Origin of the sequence: Sorangium sp. So ce124 (assembly GCF_051525235.1) — a bacterium.
Taxonomy (GTDB): Bacteria; Myxococcota_A; Polyangia; order Polyangiales; family Polyangiaceae; genus Sorangium; species Sorangium atrum.
Genome location: NZ_CP150312.1, coordinates 11,686,824 through 11,701,930, shown reverse-complemented (window position 1 = coordinate 11,701,930; position 15,107 = coordinate 11,686,824). Strand labels below are relative to the sequence as shown.

The window sequence follows — 15,107 nt, the reverse complement described above, 5'->3', positions numbered from 1 at the left end:
CTTCGGCCTACTCGCACGCCTCGCCGAGGACGTACCCGTATTTGCAGATGCAGCGGCACTCGACCTCGAACTCGGGCTCGTTGCACGCCGGCCGGACCTGCCGCACCTGCTTCGCCGTCCGGCCCTCCCTGTCCTTCACCTGCACCACGATCTCGTAGTCGTGATCGAAGATGTCGCTGCTCGACCAGTTGTTCGGGCAGACTCCCACGTTCGCGAAGGTCGAGATGTCGGCGTCGACGCTCGCTCCCCAGCCGTCGCCGGTCGGCTTGAGGTTGACCGTCCTCGACTCGGACATCACACGCCCCGACATGGGATCGCGGAGCGAGCCCGACAGCTGGACACCGCAGGCGCTCAGGTTCGTCGCGCGGACGCCCAGGAAGAGCACCCGCCCGCCCTGCGGCGGCATGATGATGTCGATCCCGTCGCCGTCGCTCACCGGGTGCGCCGCGTCGCTCGAGTCGAGCGCGGTGACCTCCATGCGGATGTCGGCGCCCTCCTCGCCCAGGTACCCGAGCTTGCAGGCGTCCTCGACCGGAGGGGGATCCCCGCCGTCGTCGGCGCACGCCGGCGCGGCGAGCAGCAGCGCAGCGAGCCCACGGCTCGCCGCGGCGGGCCAGGCCATCAGCGGTCCCGCCCCTCCGGCGCCGGAGGGTCACCCCCGTCGTCCTCCGGCTCCTCCCGCGGGATGGGCGCGCGCGGGCGCCTCGTGGCGCCCAAGGAGCTGGAGCTGGTCGGCGCCATGGTGATCGGCGCCATGGTGATCGGCGCCATCACCCGCGAGTCCGGCGTCGCGCGCTGGGACAGCGCGTCGCCGCGCCACCTGCCGTCGACGTCCGCCTCGGCCCGCCCCGGCGCCTCGCTGGACGTCGAGCTCCACTCATGAAGACCAGCCTGCGGGAACGGCGTGCGCTCGGCCAGGTACGCCGCGAGCAGCCGATCGCGCTCGAGCTCTTCCGTGCTCGGCGGCGGGGGAGGATCGAGCGTGGGCAGCTCGTCGGTCCACGTCAGGTCCGCTTCGTCCAGGCTCGGGCCGGAGCCGGCGCTGGAGCTGGAGAACGCGCGCGGCGCGTTCCGCTCCGTCGGGACAGGCTCCGGGGCGTAGCTCGGGGCACCACCCGGCGCATGGCTCGAGGCACGGGCCGGCGCCGGGCTGGGGATGCGGGGCTGCGCGTAGCCAGGGGCACGGTCCGACGCGTGGCTGGAAGCACGGGCCGGCGCCGGGCTGGGGATGCGGGGCTGCGCGTAGCCAGGGGCACGGTCCGATGCGTGGCTGGAAGCACGGGCCGGCGCCGGGCTGGGGATGCGGGGCTGCGCGTAGCCAGGGGCACGGTCCGACGCGTGGCTGGGAGGACGTGGCGACGCGTAGCCAGGGGCGCGTTCCGACGCATGGCTGGAAGGACGGGGCGGCAGATAGCCAGGGGCGCGGTCCGACGCGTGGCTGGAAGGATGTGGCTGCGCGTAGCCAGGGGCGCGTTCCGACGCGTGGCTGGGAGGACGTGACGACGCGTATCCAGAGGCGCGTTCCGACGCATGGCTGGAAGGACGGGGCGGCAGATAGCCAGGGGCGCGGTCCGACGCATGGCTGGAAGGACGGGGCGGGGTGTACGTGGGCGCGTGATCGAGCGCGCTGGCGGGCGGATGCTCGGACGTGAAGGAGGGGCTCCGCGAGGTCGGCGGCGGCCCCGGCGGCGGCGGATCGATGGTCGGGAGCTCGTCGTCCCAGTCCCAATCCTCCGGATCGACTCGGGAATCCGACCGGCGCACCGACGCGCCGAGCCGGAGATCACCCGACCTCCGCGACGCCGGGAACCCCGCCGGAGGGCCGATCGTCGGCAGCTGGCCCACGCCCTGGTCCCGCGGCGGCGCGTCGTCCCGGCGCTCGATCTGCCGCGACGGGCGCGTCGGCTCGGGCGCGGGCACGGAGTACCTCGTCGACGCGACCTGCCCGAAGGGCCGCGAGTCCCGCGGCAACCGCGGCGGAGGAGGGACCGCCATCGCCGCGCGCGCCGCCGCCGTCGAGGGGGGCGGCTGCGTCGAGATGAGGTTCTCGTCGCGACCCCGCTCGGCCGGCGCCGGGCGCTCCGCCTGCGCGGGCTGCCGCGGCTGCACGCTGGTCGGCGACGATCCGGCCTGCGCGGCGCTCGTGAGCGGCTTGCCGAGCCACGCGGCCTCCTTGCGCGCCTGCGCGGCGCGCGCGCCGTCCTCCGAGCGGAGCGCGCGCGGCGCGAGCGTGTCGCCCGGCTCCGTCGGCGGGACCTCGTCGCCGAAGAGCACCGGCGCGGCTGCCGTCACGCGCGACTCCACCCCCGCCGCGCCGCCCCTCCCGGGGCGGAAGCCGAACGCGGCGCGGATCGCCCGCTCGTGGTGAGGCTCGACCTCGACGGGCCGGACGATGAAGCACGGCTCCGCGCCCGGCGCCCGCACCGAGAGGTCGACGTCGAGCGGCGCGCCGAGGAGGTGACCCTGCTCGTCGAACAGGACGCGCACCGGCGGCTGCGCGAAGTGCGCGGGCGACAGCGGCGTCGAGAGGACGACCCCGAGCTCGCCGGTGCTCAGCTGCACGAACGTGCCGGTCGGGATGATGCCGAGCGCGCCGACGAGCAGCTTGCCGATCGCCCGGTCGGTCGCGCTCTCGGCGCCCGCGATCATGCGCTGGAGCACGGCGTCGAGCGACGAGGCGCCGCCCGACGCGGTCTCGATCGTCGGGAAAGGCGCCGTCCGGAGCTCCGTGAACTGGCGGGCCGCCGCGAGGATCCGCGCGAGCACCGTGGGGCTGCGCCGGCCGCCGTAGAGCGGGCCCTGCCGGCCGCCTTGCCGGAGCGCGAGCGCCTCGTAGGCGATCACCGTGCGCGTGATCGAGGGCGCGTGCAGCTTGCCGAGCGCCGTCAACATGACGGCCGCGCTCGCGGGCAGCCGCTCCTTCTCATCGTCGCTCAGGCCGCGCTCGAGGAGAGAGCGCGCGACAGGCTCGCCCCCGTCGGTCGAGCCGGCGAGCACCCCCGTGAGCCGCAGCCGGCTCACGTCGTAGAGCAGCGCCGCCGTGACGAGGCTCCCGAGCATCCTCCTGTCGGTCGTGAGCTGCCGGGCGATGCCGAGCGCGACGATCGCCGTGGACACGCTGATGCCCGCCTCGTCCGGGTCGGCGATCTTGCCCGCGGCGACCGAGAGCAGGAGGCGCGCGTCCTCCTCGGCCGCGGCCACGAGCTTCTGCGCGACGCGCTTCACCCGCTGCGGCAAGATCGCCGGGGACGAGCGCAGGGCCGCGTAGAACGACCGCATCACGAGGATCGCCGCCGCGTAGGTGCGGCTGATCCGGCCGATGCGCGTGCCGTCGCCGTCGATGGCCCCGCCGGGGAACGGGTTCGTGAGCTTGCGGACCCGGACGCCCCGCAGGCTCGACTGGAGGAGCCGCGCGGCGATGCTGCGGTCGCGCTGGGCGTCGGCGAGGAGGCGGGCGAAGGCGGCGAGCTCGGCGCGACGGACCGTCTTGTCGAGCACGAGCTCCGAGACGTCGCAGGCCTCGAAGAAGCTGCCGAGCTCCAGGGCGACCTCGTACGTCTCGCGCGAGGCGCGGAGCATCTGGCCGTTGATGAAGAGGGTGTTGCCCGCGAACACGATCGTCGCGGCCTCGCTCCCCGACAGCTCGCAGAACTGGACGATGCTGTCGATCGCGGACGGAACGAGCGACAGCACCGCCTGGTTCGAGTCGCTGTGCAGGAGGCACGCCTTCGCGAGCCGGTAGATCATCTGCACGAGGCCGAGCGCCGCGCGGCGCCGCACGTCGGCCTTCACGCCCGAGATCGCCGTGTCGCCGGTGCTCTCGTGGAGGTTGGCTTTCTCCTCGCTCACGGCTTCCTCCCGCCCCGGGGGGACGGAGACGGCGCCGGCTTCGTCGAGGGGACCGCGCTGCTCGGCGCGGGCTCGATGGCCGTGCGGGACGGCGCGCCGAGCGACAACGAGGCGGGGCCCTGCCGCACGCTGTACGGCGCGGCGCTGGCGCTCGAGGGCGGGGCGGGGGACCTCGGCGCCATGGCCGGGCGCGGCATCGACGTCGGCATCGGCGGCGGCGCGGCCGTCGGGGTGGACGACGCGGCAGAGGAAGGCGGCGGCGGCCCACGCCGGCTGAACGGCACGGAGGTGGGAGGCGCCGAGGCGGCGCTCGTCGAGGCGGGCACCGGCGACACGAGCGGCGCCCTGTAGGCGGGTCGGCCGGCGTCGCCGCCGTTCGGGGCCATGGTTCCGGGGCGCGGGGTGCTCCACGGCTCGAGCTGGTCCGGCAGGCTGAGCGGCCCGCCCGGGCTCACGCGCCGGACCGAGACGGGTGAGTACGAGCGCTTTGCGCGGGAGGGCGGCGCGCTCGCGTCCGGGGGCGCCGGCACCGGCGGGCGCTCGCTCGGGCGGGTCGGCGCGACCAGGCGCGCGGCGATCGCGACCGCGGCGCGCGCGGCGGCGTCGCGCACCGGCGGGGTGTTCCACCAGCGCGGCTTGGTCGCCTCCTTGACCGCGCGGAGCGCCTCGTAGCTCCGCGCCTGGCAGAGGAAGTGCGCGGCCAGCTCGCGGGTCTGCTCGATCGCCTCGGACGGGATGAGCTGGCGCTTCTCGAGCAGCTCGATCGCGAGCTTCTCGGCCCGCGCGGGGTTCAGCTGCGCGACGGTCTCGAGCCACTGCCGCCGCTCGGCCCCCGAGAGGTCGTGGAACGACGGCGCGACGATCCGCCGCACGAGCGTCGGGCCCGCGGCGAGGACGCCGAGCTTGCCGATGAGGCGCAGGGCCTCGCAGCGCACCGGCGGCGCGGGATCGTCGAGGAGCTTCTGGAGCTCGTCCCGGACGCGCTCGGCGGCGGAGCCCGCGGAGCCGCTCTCGCTCGCCGCGGCGTCGGGGAGCTCGGCGAGCGCGCTGATGCGCACCTCGACGTGCGGGCTCACGAAGCCCGCCTCCAGCGCTGCGAGGGCGCCGGGGGTCTTGAGCTGCGCGAGCAGCTGGAGGAGCGTCAGGGCGAGGGGGACCGGGGCGCGAGAGAGCAGGTCCCCGAGCTCGGCTTCCCGGCCCGGCGCCCACCGCCGCATGTACGTGAACAGGACCTCGCGCAGGCGCTCGGACTGCACCGCGCCGTGGCACTGGCATGCGGCGCTGAAGAGCGAGCCGTCCTCGAGCGCGTCGAGCGCGTGGGCCAGCCCCTCGACGATCGCCGGGTCGAGCGGCGCCACGCTCCGGCTCGCGCCGGTCTGTGCCGCGTTCCGGCTCGCGCCGGCCAGCATCGTGTTCCGGCTTGCGCCGGCCTGCGCCGCGCTGCGCCCTGCGTCGGCCTGCGCCGCGCTCCGGCCTGCGCCGGCCAGCATCGTGTTCCGGCTTGCGCCGGCCTGCGCCGCGCTTCTGCCCGCGCCGGCCTGCGCTGCCACGCCGGCCTGCGCCGCCACGCCTGCGGACGCCGCGCCGCCGAGGGCAGCGCCTGCGGCCGCGGCGCCTGCGGCCGCCGCGCCATGGCCCGCCGCGCCGGGGGCCGACGCACCCGCGGCCGCCGGCTCCTCCGGGTGAGCCGTCGCGAGATCGTTGAGGATCGCTCTGAGCGCCTCGACCGGGAACATCGCCTGCGCGAGCGCCCGGTCGACGGCGCGCGGCGAGAGCTGCGGCAGCGCGGCGCTCTGTCGACCTGCCGCGCCTGCCGTGCTCGCCGCGCCCATTGTGCCGCGCTGCATGCCGTCGAGCCGCGCGAAGAACGCGCGCCGGAGCATCGTCTGCACCTCGAACGCGAGCTCGTAGCTGTGCAGGACGATCTGGTCGGCGGTCCACGCGGTGAGCGCCCCCGTCATGCGGACCTCGTCGCCGTGCCGGACGGCGTCCACGTAGCCGTCGACGAACGCGTCCATGTAGCGCTCGTTCCACTGCTCCGACGGCAGCGAGATCTGGGCGCCGAGCGTGCTCCGGGTCAGCGGGTCGATGGCGAGCGCCGAGGCGGCCGCGCCGGTCTCCGCGAGCGCGGCCTCGACGTTCCTCTGCAGCGCCCTGCCCGCGAGCGAGCTCTCGTCCCAGAGGCTCTCGATCTGCGCGAGGGCGCGCGCCCCTACCGCGACCTCCCGGCACTGCTCCTCGAAATCCTCCAGATCCTCGTCGCCCTCGGCGAACTGGTCGATCGCCATGTACGCGATGTGCTCGAAGCGCCGGTCCCAGAGCGCCGTCACGGCGTCGTCGTCCTCGCCCATGCCGAAGCTCTGGTCGCGGAGCAGGATGGCGGCGAAATCGCGGAGCTCGGCCTCGGTGATGCCGGCCTTGATCTGGATCTTCCGGATGCCGTCGGCGAAGAGCTGGTAGGGGATGCGATCGAACGGAGACCTGTCGGGCTGCCAGATCGGCTGGCCGCCCGAGGTGAACGCGCTCGGGGTGACCTCCCAGCGGACGCCGAGGGGGTTCTGCGAGAGCGTCCGCGTGATCTCGTCGAAAGCGAAGTGGATGCCCTTGTTCACGTGGGGGTGGTTCCACCCGTACTGGCGGATGTTGCTGAGCACGAGCGCGAGCTGCTTCCAGACGCCGACGAGCCGCTGGCAGGTCTGCTCGACGAGCGCGATCGACGGCGGATCCTGGTCCTCGTCGATGGTGTCGTTGCCGCGGACGAGCACGCGCGGCGCCTTCTTCTCGCGCGAGGGCGTCAGCTGGCCGGCGGCGTGCGCGGCCGTCAGCCGGCGGAGCTCGCCGCGCATCGCGGCGGCGCTCTGGAAGCGGCCCCCGCGCTCGAAGGCGAGCGCCTTATCGACGAACGCCACGATCTCGACAGGCAGGTCGGGGACCTCGGTCGCGATCGACGGCGCGGTCTGCGTCGCCGCGAGGAAATACGACTCGGACTCGCTCCGGCCGCGGTTGAGCCGCTTGCCGGACAGGAGGGTGAACAGGCTCGCGCCGACCGACCAGAGGTCGGACCGGCCGTCGATGCCGGACACGCCCATCGCCTGCTCGGGCGACATGAAGGCCGGCGTGCCGAACGTGAGCCCCGCGCGCGTGGCCTGCCGCTCGGGGTCGCGCATGCGGGCGATGCCGAAGTCGAGGACCTTCACGTGGCCGGCGCTCGTGACGAAGATGTTGGCCGGCTTGATGTCGCGGTGGACGATGCCGATCGAGTGGCACTTCTCGAGCAGATCGAGCACGACGTCGAAGACGGGCAGCACCTGGGCGAGCGGGAGGGTGCCGCCGGCGCTGCTCGCGAGCCGCTGGAGCGTGGTGCCGGAGAGCAGCTCCATGACGAGGAACGGCTCCCCGCGGTCGCTGAGGTCGTCCTCGACAACGGCGACGCGCGCCGGGTGATCGACCCGGTTCGCGATCTTGCCCTCGCGCAGGAAGCGGTCCCGCAGCTCGGCGTTGCGCGCGAACTCGATGTGGAGGACCTTGACCGCCGCCCGCGTCCCCCTGCGGTGGGTCGCCGCGAACACCGCGCCCATGCCGCCGACGCCGAGCAGATCGTCCAGCCGCCACTTGGCGTTCAGGGCTGTCCCGATCCGCGCAGCGGCGGTGTCCACGAGGTTCGGCTCCTCGGCGTGCAGGTCGAGCGGGGCCATAGACCGGGCAGCGATCAGGGGCCGCGCAGTGCGCGGCAGAGGGCGAGCAAGCCTGGCCGAGCATACATGGTTCCCGCTCAAGCGCGAACCATGACAAGAACGTCCGCCCCCACGGAATAAAGGTAGGAGAAGCATCCTGTGGGGCTGCTCCCAGACGTCTCGCAGCGCGCAGTTCGCGTTGGTTCACGTCGGTTCACGTCGGTTCACGTCGGTTCGCGTCGGTTCACGTTCCCGCGTGCAGCCGATAGACGATCACGGCCCAGCGCGGAGAGCGCCGACACTCTCGGACAATCACCGACGATTCCCCGCTTCAGCGCACGTCCGGCCGCGGCGCTGCGCCGGCGTCCTGCTCGGGGGCGCCTGGCCACTCGGGACACGTGGCGCGGTAGTCGATGCCGGGCATGAGCTGCGCCCATTCCTCGCGCGTGAAGTTGCGCCCGGCGTAGGCGCACGCGCGCGCCATCAGGGACTCGGCCGCGATCGAGAAGACGCGCGCCGCGCCGTCGTTCGCTGCGGTCACGACGCGGGTGGCGTCGGGGCTGAACACGGCGTCCGTCAGCGTGACGCCCTCGGCCCGGAGGGTGATCGCCTCGCCCTGCCCGTCGACGGGGAGCACCCGCGCGATGCCGTCGCTCGACACCGCGACGAGGCGCGCGCTGTCGCTGCTGAACGCGACGGTCCGGACCGCCGCGCCGAGGCCGCTCAGGAGGAGGGGCTGGTCCTGGCCGTCGACGCGGAGCAGCCGCACGCAGCCGTCGAGCGCGGCGATCGCGACGTGGTTCCCGTCCGGGCTCACCGCGATCGCGGCGATCGCGCGGTCCTCGTACCCCGACGGGAGCACGCGAGGGGCGCCGCGGCCGTCCGCGGGCCACACCTTCACGTTGGGCCCCGACGTCGCCACGATGTGCTGGCCATCCGGGCTGAACGCCGCCCTGAGCAGCCCCGCGCGCTCGTCGCGCAGCACGACGGGCTCGCCCGGGACGCCGTCCTCGAACACGCGCAGGATGCCGTTCCACGAGGTCGTGACGATCCGGGTGCCCTCCGGGCTGAAGGCGACGCCCACCACCCGGTCGTCATGGACCCCGAGCACGATCGGCTGGCCCCGCCCGTCGGCGCGCCAGATCCGCGCCGTCTTGTCGGCCGAGCCGGTGACGACGCGGCTCCCATCGGGGCTGAAGTCGACGCTGAGCAGGTGGTCCTCGTGCCCGCGGAGGACGACCGGCTCGCCCGAGCCGTCGGCCCGGAAGACGCGCGCGGTCTTGTCGGTCCCGGCGGTGGCGATCCTGCTGCCGTCGTGGCTGACGGCGATGCCGGTCAGCGGCCCCGCATGGCCGCGCAGGAGCAGCGGCTCGCCCGGCCCGTCGAGCCGCCACACCCGCGCCGTGCCGTCCTCCGACGCGGTGACGACGCTCGCGCCGTCGCGGCTGAAGGCGGCGCTGTTCACGACCCCCTCGTGGCCCTCGAGGACCATCGGCGCGCCCTTGCCGTCCGCGCGGAAGACGCGCGCGGTCCCGTCCGCGGAGGCCGTGACGACCGCGGCGCCATCGGCGCTGAACGCGGCGCTGCGCACCGCGCCCTCGTGCCCGCGGAGGACGACGGGCTCACGCCGGTCCGCGTCGAGGATGCGCGCCGTCCCGTCGCCCGTCGCGAGGACGACGCGGTCGTCCACCGGGCTCGTGTCCGCGCCCTCGACGCCCGGCTCGAGCCCCTTCAGCGCCGCGGGGGCGCCGTGCCCGTCGGCGCGGACGACGTAGACCGTCCCGCTGATGGCCGTGGCGAGGATCCGGGCGCCGTCGTGGCTGAACACCGCGCGCCGGATGAGCCGCTCGCCCAGGGGCACGACGAGCGGCGGCTCGCCCTCCATGTCGGGGCGCCACACGTAGATCGCGCCGCCCGTCGTCCCCGCGACGACGCGGCTGCCATCCGGGCTGAACGCCACGCTGGTCGGCGCGGCGTCCCTCGTGCTGAGCGCGCGGTCCTCGCGGCCGTCGGGGCGCCACAGGCGCACCGCGCCGTCGGTCGACGCCGTCGCCAGGAGGCTCCCGTCGTGGTTGAACGCGACGGCGACGACGCCGCCGGGGGTGCGGGCCCGCAGCACGATCGGCTCGTCGTGCCCGCCGAGGCGGAAGATCCGCGCGGCCCCGTCGGCCGAGGCGGTGGCGACGAGGCGGCCGTCGGGGCTGAAGGCCGCGTGCTGGACCGCGCCGCCGCCCCCGACGAGCACCTCCTGGTCGACGGCGGGGCCCCAGACCGCGTCGCCGAGCGCCTGCACCACGGCGGGGCCCGCGGGGCGGCCGCTCGCCCTGGCGGCGAGGGCCGCCTCCACGGCGAGCAGGCGCGCGCGGGGCAGCAGGCCCCCGGCGCGCTCCTTCGCCGACTGAGCCGCGAGCCGCCGGGCGTCGTTCTCGCGCGACTCCTGCTGGGCGCGGAGCAGCGCCCGCTCCTCCTTCCCCATCTGCCAGACGAGCACGAGGATCAGGCCGCCGAGCAGCGTGACGGCGACGGCGAGCACGGTGATGAGCCGCCGCGTCGATCGCCTCTGGCCCTCCGCCCGCGCGCAGGCGGAGAGGAACGCCGTCTCCTCCGCCGAGAGGTCCCCCCGGCCGTCGCACCACGACGTGAGCTCCGCGAGCGCCGCGCCGCCGACGAGGTAATCGTCCCTCTGCCCGTGCGACAGCCAGCGCGCGAGCGGCTCCCTCGTGGCCCGGTCCGCCTCGCGCGACAGGACCCACGCCCTGTCGAAGACGCGGCGGAAGACGCGATTGCGCACGTCCAGGTACGGCGCGCCCGAGGCCGCCGTCCGCTCCACGGAGAGCCCCGAGAGCAGCAGCGTCCGCTGGATCGGGTCCCCGGCGTCGACGCCCACCCGGTGGCCATCGAGCAGCTGCTTGTACAGCCGGAGGAGCGCCGGCGCCCGCCAGCAGCGGGGCCCCTGCGCCTCCAGGCATCGCTCCGCGTGGCGCAGGTTCGGGTCCTCGGTCCGGCCCTGGTCCAGGAACCGCCGCGCCACGGCCTCGTCGACGTCGAGATCGCGCCGCTCTCCGGCGAGATCGGCGCAGAGCCGCTGCGTCATGTAAGGGTGCCCCGAGGTCCACGCGAAGACCGCGTCGAGCAGCGCGTCGGGGTCGGCCACGAGCCCCTCCAGGCCCGCGCGGAAGCCGCGCACCTCGGCGCGGGTGAAGTCGTCGAGCCGGATCGGGCGGCCGATGTTGAACGGCGCGCGCGCCGGATCCGCGGCGAGCTCCGAGGGCGCCGCCGCCCCGAGCAGGCAGAAGGTCAGCCGGGCGTTGGCGGGGCGCTCCGCGCGCCGGTTCACGAAGGCCCGGAGGATGGCGAAGAAATCGTCCCGCGAGAACGGCAGGCCCAGCGTGGCGTCGACCTCGTCGATGAACAGGACGATCGCGGAGGAGATCTCGACGAGCACGACGTCCTCGAGCCAGCGCAACCAGCAGTGCACCGGCCCGAGGTGCCAGTGCGCGTCCCAGAACTCGTCCGGCGGCTCCAGCCCGAGCTGCTCGGCGATCTCCGAGGCGAGCCCGAGGTACCAGCTCACCGGCGAGGTGGTGTCGGTGCCGAGCGCCCCGAGATCGACGCTCGCACACTCCACCTGCTCGGCGCGGAGCCGCATCGAGACCTGGAGTCGCAGGCTGGACTTCCCGGTGTGTCGGGGCGACAGCACATAGCAGAGCTCTCCGCGCAGGAGCGCCTCGAAGAGCTCTCTGTCCGCGGGGCGCTCGATATAGATCACGCCCTCGCCCACGGTCCCGCCCGCCTGGAACCGGCGCCTGTGATCTCGGGCACTGGCCTTCGCCTGATCGAGGTCGGGAGGCGCCGAGAAGGTCACGAATCTGACGGTGCCATGCGACGCCAGGACCGTCAACGGAACGACAGCCCGTGTCGCTGGCGTCCGCGGTGAAACAACAGAGCTCGCGGCGGCGCGGTGAATGTCACGCGAATGTCGCCTCGACCGGATGGGCTGGCGCTCACGCGATCGGGACTCGTCCGCGGAGGCGCCGGCGACGCGCGGCCCGGGCTCTACTGTGCGCCTGTGCGCCTGCGCGCCTGCGTTGCGCGCGGCGCGATTGCGTGTGCGCCGATCGTGTCGCGCCGCGAAGGCCCGCTTTTTACGTCCAGAAATCGTGGACCGGTCCACTGCTGCCGGTGTAGCGTCCGCGCCGTGCGAGGTGCGTTGAGGTTGGGGCAGAATCGCGTCGTGGCCGTGCTGGCCGCCGTGCCGCTGCTCGTCTGTGCATTGCGCTCTGCGGCTCGGAGGGCTCCTGCGGATACTACGGCTTTGCCTGACACTCCAGAAGTGCCTGCCGGAGCGCGCGGGCGGCCTGACCCGGCCGCGCTCGCGCCGGCCGCGCCGCTGCCCATCGGGCTCATCAGGCGAGATGGTCTCTCGTCCGGCGCGTGTGTCGGCTCGCGTGGATGTGTGATGGCTCAACACGCCGAGCTAAGGTGATCACGATGGACCGGCGGCGATCGAGACTCTCCCTCTGGCGGACCGCGCGCGCGGCCGCCCTTGCGCGCGCGGCCGGGGCCGCCTCGCTCGCGCTCCTCGCGGCGGCGTGCGCCGAGCTCGACCAGGAGCCCGCGCGGTCGGTCTCGCTCTCGCTCGGGACGCACGCGAGCGACTGGCGGGAGGAGATCATCTATCAGGTGCTGATAGACCGCTTCGCCGACGGCGACGCGGGGAACAACACCCGGGTGTCCTCGGCGCCGGGCAGGTGGCACGGCGGCGACTGGAAGGGGCTCGAGGAGCGTCTGCCCTACCTCGAGGAGCTCGGCGTCACCGCGCTCTGGATCTCGCCGATCGTCAAGAACGTCGACAGCGACGCCGGCGTCGACGGATACCACGGTTACTGGACGCAGGATTTCACGGAGCTGAACCCCCATTTCGGCGACCTCGCGTCGCTGCGCCGGCTCGTCGCGTCGGCCCACGACCGCGGCATGAAGGTCATCCTCGACATCGTGACGAACCACGTCGGCCAGCTGTTCTATTACGACATCAACGAGAACGGGCAGCCCGACGCGGACGCCCACGGCAGCGGCGGGGACGGGCGCCTCCAGCTCAAGGAGGTGAACGAGTACGATCCGGAGTTCGATCCACGCGGCGTCCAGGCGCGGACGTCGCTCGGCAAGTCGTCCCGTCGGGCGCCGATCGTCTTCCGTCACGACCCCGCGACCAACCACCTCCCGCCGCGGCCCGAGGTCTTCCAGAACCCCGAGGTGTACAACCGCAAGGGGCGCATCCTCGATTTCGAGGATGTCGACCAGCTCGTGCACGGCGATTTCCCGGGCGGCCTCAAGGACATCGACACCTCCCGCTGCGACGTGAAGCGGGCGATGGTCGACGTGTTCGTGCGCTGGGTCGAGCTCACCGACGTCGACGGGTTCCGCATCGACACGCTGAAGCACGTCGAGCACGAGTTCTGGCGCTATTTCACGCAGAACGTCCGGCTGCAGCTGGCCGCGATGGGCAAGACCAACTTCTTCATGTTCGGCGAGGCCTTCGACGGCGAGGACGACCTCGTCGGCAGCTTCACGAGGCACGAGGTCCCGGCTCACCCGCACGACGAAGCGCTCGGCGGCGATCTCGAGCGCGAGAACGGCGACGAGGCGGAGGGGGGCTGTCCGGGCGCCGCGCCGATCACGGGGGACTCGGTCGACTCCGTCCTGTATTTCCCGCAGCACTATCAGGTCTTTCGCGATGTTTTCCGGGACGCCCGGGCCACGCGGCGGATCGAGGAGCTCTGGGACGCGCGGGCGCTCAACTACGGCGCTGAGCCGAACGCGAACGGCATTGGTGTTCCGCCGCTGAAGGCGCTGGTCAATTTCATCGACAACCACGACGTCCCGCGCTTCCTCCATGTCGGCCCGGGCGCCTCGCCCTTCGAGGCCGATCCCGAGGCGGCGCTCAAGAATGCGCTCCTGTTCCTCTTCACGGAGGACGGCATCCCTTGCCTGTACTACGGCACGGAGCAGGGCTTCAGCGGCGGCGACGACCCGGCGAACCGCGAAGATCTCTGGGAGAGCGGCTATGACACGCAGCGCCCGCTCTTCCGGTGGGTCCAGCGGCTCACGGCGCTGCGCAGGGGCTACCAGGCGCTCACCCTCGGCGAGCAGCGGGTGCGCTGGTCGACGGAGCGGACGGGCGAAGAGGACGAGGACGCGGGGATCTTCGCGTTCGACCGGGGGGAGCCGGACGGCGACTATGCGCTCGTGGTGCTCAACACGCACCCCCGGAAGCAGAGCGCCACGAGCTTCGACGAGGCGGCGATGACCACGGGGCTGACGCGGGGGACCGTGCTCATCGACGTGCTCTCGCCCGAAAAAAAGACATATAGGGTGGGCGCGAACGGCGCTGTCACCGTCACGCTGCCTCCGGTGAGCGGGGCGCTGCTCATCCCGGAAGACCAGGTCATCCATGGTCTCTGATCCTCCCTGGCACTCCTACCTTCCAAGAGAGTCTCCAATATGGCGTCTGTCAAAGTGCGCGGACTCAACAAGCGATTCGGCCAGACCCACGTGCTGCGCGGCATCTCGGTCGACGTGCCCGACGGATCGTTCGCCGTCCTCGTTGGCCCGAGCGGCTGCGGCAAGTCGACGCTGCTCAGGCTGCTCGCCGGGCTCGAGGAGGCGGACGACGGCACGATCGCGCTCGGCGACCGCGACGTCACGCGGCTGGAGCCGCGCGATCGCGACATCGCGATGGTGTTCCAGTCGTACGCCCTCTACCCGCACCTCACGGTGCGCGAGAACCTCGCCTTCGGCCTGAAGCTCCGGAAGACGCCGCCGGCCGAGATCGAGGCGCGCGTGAAGGAGGCGTCGGAGATGCTCGGGCTCGGCCCGCTCCTCGAGCGGCACCCCCGGGCGCTCTCCGGCGGCCAGCGGCAGCGCGTGGCCATGGGCAGGGCCATCGTGCGGCGGGCGCAGCTCTTCCTGTTCGACGAGCCGCTCTCGAACCTCGACGCCGCCCTGCGCGCGCAGGTGCGGGTCGACATCCGCAAGCTGCACGATCGGCTCGGCGCGACGAGCGTCTACGTCACCCACGATCAGGTCGAGGCCATGACGCTCGCCGACGAGATCTTCGTGCTCAACAAGGGCGTCGTCGAGCAGTCGGGGCCCCCTCTCGAGGTCTTCGCCCGGCCTCGCACCCAGTTCGTGGCGAGCTTCCTCGGCAGCCCGGCCATGAACTTCGTCGACGCGCGCCTGGAGAGCCGTGGCGACCGGTGGGTCGCGGCCCAGGGCGACCTCGCCATCGACATCGACGCGGCCGACTTCCCGGGCGCGCTCTCGTCCGGGCGGCGCGTGACGGTGGGCGTGCGCCCGCACGAGGTGGACCTCGCCCCTGGCGACGGCGGCACCCCGTTCGATGTGGCGATCGTCGAGGCCCTCGGGGCCGAGTCCTATGCGCACGGCACCGTCGCTGGGGCGCCGTTCGTGGCGCGCCTCGACCCGGCGGCGCGCGTCGGCAAGGGGGACACCGTGCGCGTCGCGCTCCGCCAGGTGCACCTGTTCGACGCGGACTCCGGGCTGAGCCTGCGAGAAGCGTGAGGC

6 protein-coding genes are annotated in these 15,107 nt (G+C 73.6%); 2 read left to right on the top strand and 4 right to left on the bottom strand.

The annotated features are described in order from the left end of the window. Nucleotides 1–7: 7 nt before the first annotated feature. From WMF19_RS43855 to WMF19_RS43840, 4 genes are all read right to left on the bottom strand, one after another. Nucleotides 8–622 carry a hypothetical protein gene (locus tag WMF19_RS43855; RefSeq protein WP_437895810.1) on the bottom strand — a complete coding sequence of 205 codons (615 nt, stop codon included), beginning with the start codon at nt 620–622 and terminating at the stop codon, nt 8–10. Beyond that, a complete protein-coding gene (locus WMF19_RS43850) occupies nt 622–3,849 on the bottom strand; it encodes a hypothetical protein (RefSeq protein WP_437895809.1) in 3,228 nt (1,075 codons plus the stop codon). Before WMF19_RS43850 ends, WMF19_RS43855 begins: the two co-directional genes overlap by 1 nt. After that, nucleotides 3,846–7,544, bottom strand: coding sequence for a protein kinase domain-containing protein (locus WMF19_RS43845; RefSeq protein ID WP_437895808.1), 3,699 nt, complete (start codon nt 7,542–7,544; stop codon nt 3,846–3,848). Before WMF19_RS43845 ends, WMF19_RS43850 begins: the two co-directional genes overlap by 4 nt. Nucleotides 7,545–7,854: 310 nt before the next feature. Then, complete coding sequence (locus WMF19_RS43840; RefSeq protein ID WP_437895807.1) at nt 7,855–11,388, bottom strand: AAA-like domain-containing protein; 3,534 nt, start codon at nt 11,386–11,388, stop codon at nt 7,855–7,857. 626 nt (nt 11,389–12,014) lie between these two features. Between WMF19_RS43840 and WMF19_RS43835 the strand changes: the two genes are divergently transcribed. Both WMF19_RS43835 and WMF19_RS43830 read left to right on the top strand, forming a co-directional pair. Next, nucleotides 12,015–13,985 (top strand): alpha-amylase family glycosyl hydrolase, encoded by a 1,971-nt coding sequence (locus WMF19_RS43835; protein WP_437895806.1) that lies wholly within the window; start codon nt 12,015–12,017, stop codon nt 13,983–13,985. A 39-nt stretch (nt 13,986–14,024) separates the two neighbouring features. Beyond that, a complete protein-coding gene (locus tag WMF19_RS43830) occupies nt 14,025–15,104 on the top strand; it encodes an ABC transporter ATP-binding protein (RefSeq protein WP_437895805.1) in 1,080 nt (359 codons plus the stop codon). The last annotated feature ends 3 nt before the right edge of the window (nt 15,105–15,107 follow it).

Coding starts and splice junctions, on each gene's coding strand:
- WMF19_RS43855 (WP_437895810.1), bottom strand. CDS start 622: ATGGCCTGGCCCGCCGCGGCGAGCCGTGGGCTCGCTGCGCTGCTGCTC.
- WMF19_RS43830 (WP_437895805.1), top strand. CDS start 14,025: ATGGCGTCTGTCAAAGTGCGCGGACTCAACAAGCGATTCGGCCAGACC.
- WMF19_RS43845 (WP_437895808.1), bottom strand. CDS start 7,544: ATGGCCCCGCTCGACCTGCACGCCGAGGAGCCGAACCTCGTGGACACC.
- WMF19_RS43835 (WP_437895806.1), top strand. CDS start 12,015: ATGGACCGGCGGCGATCGAGACTCTCCCTCTGGCGGACCGCGCGCGCG.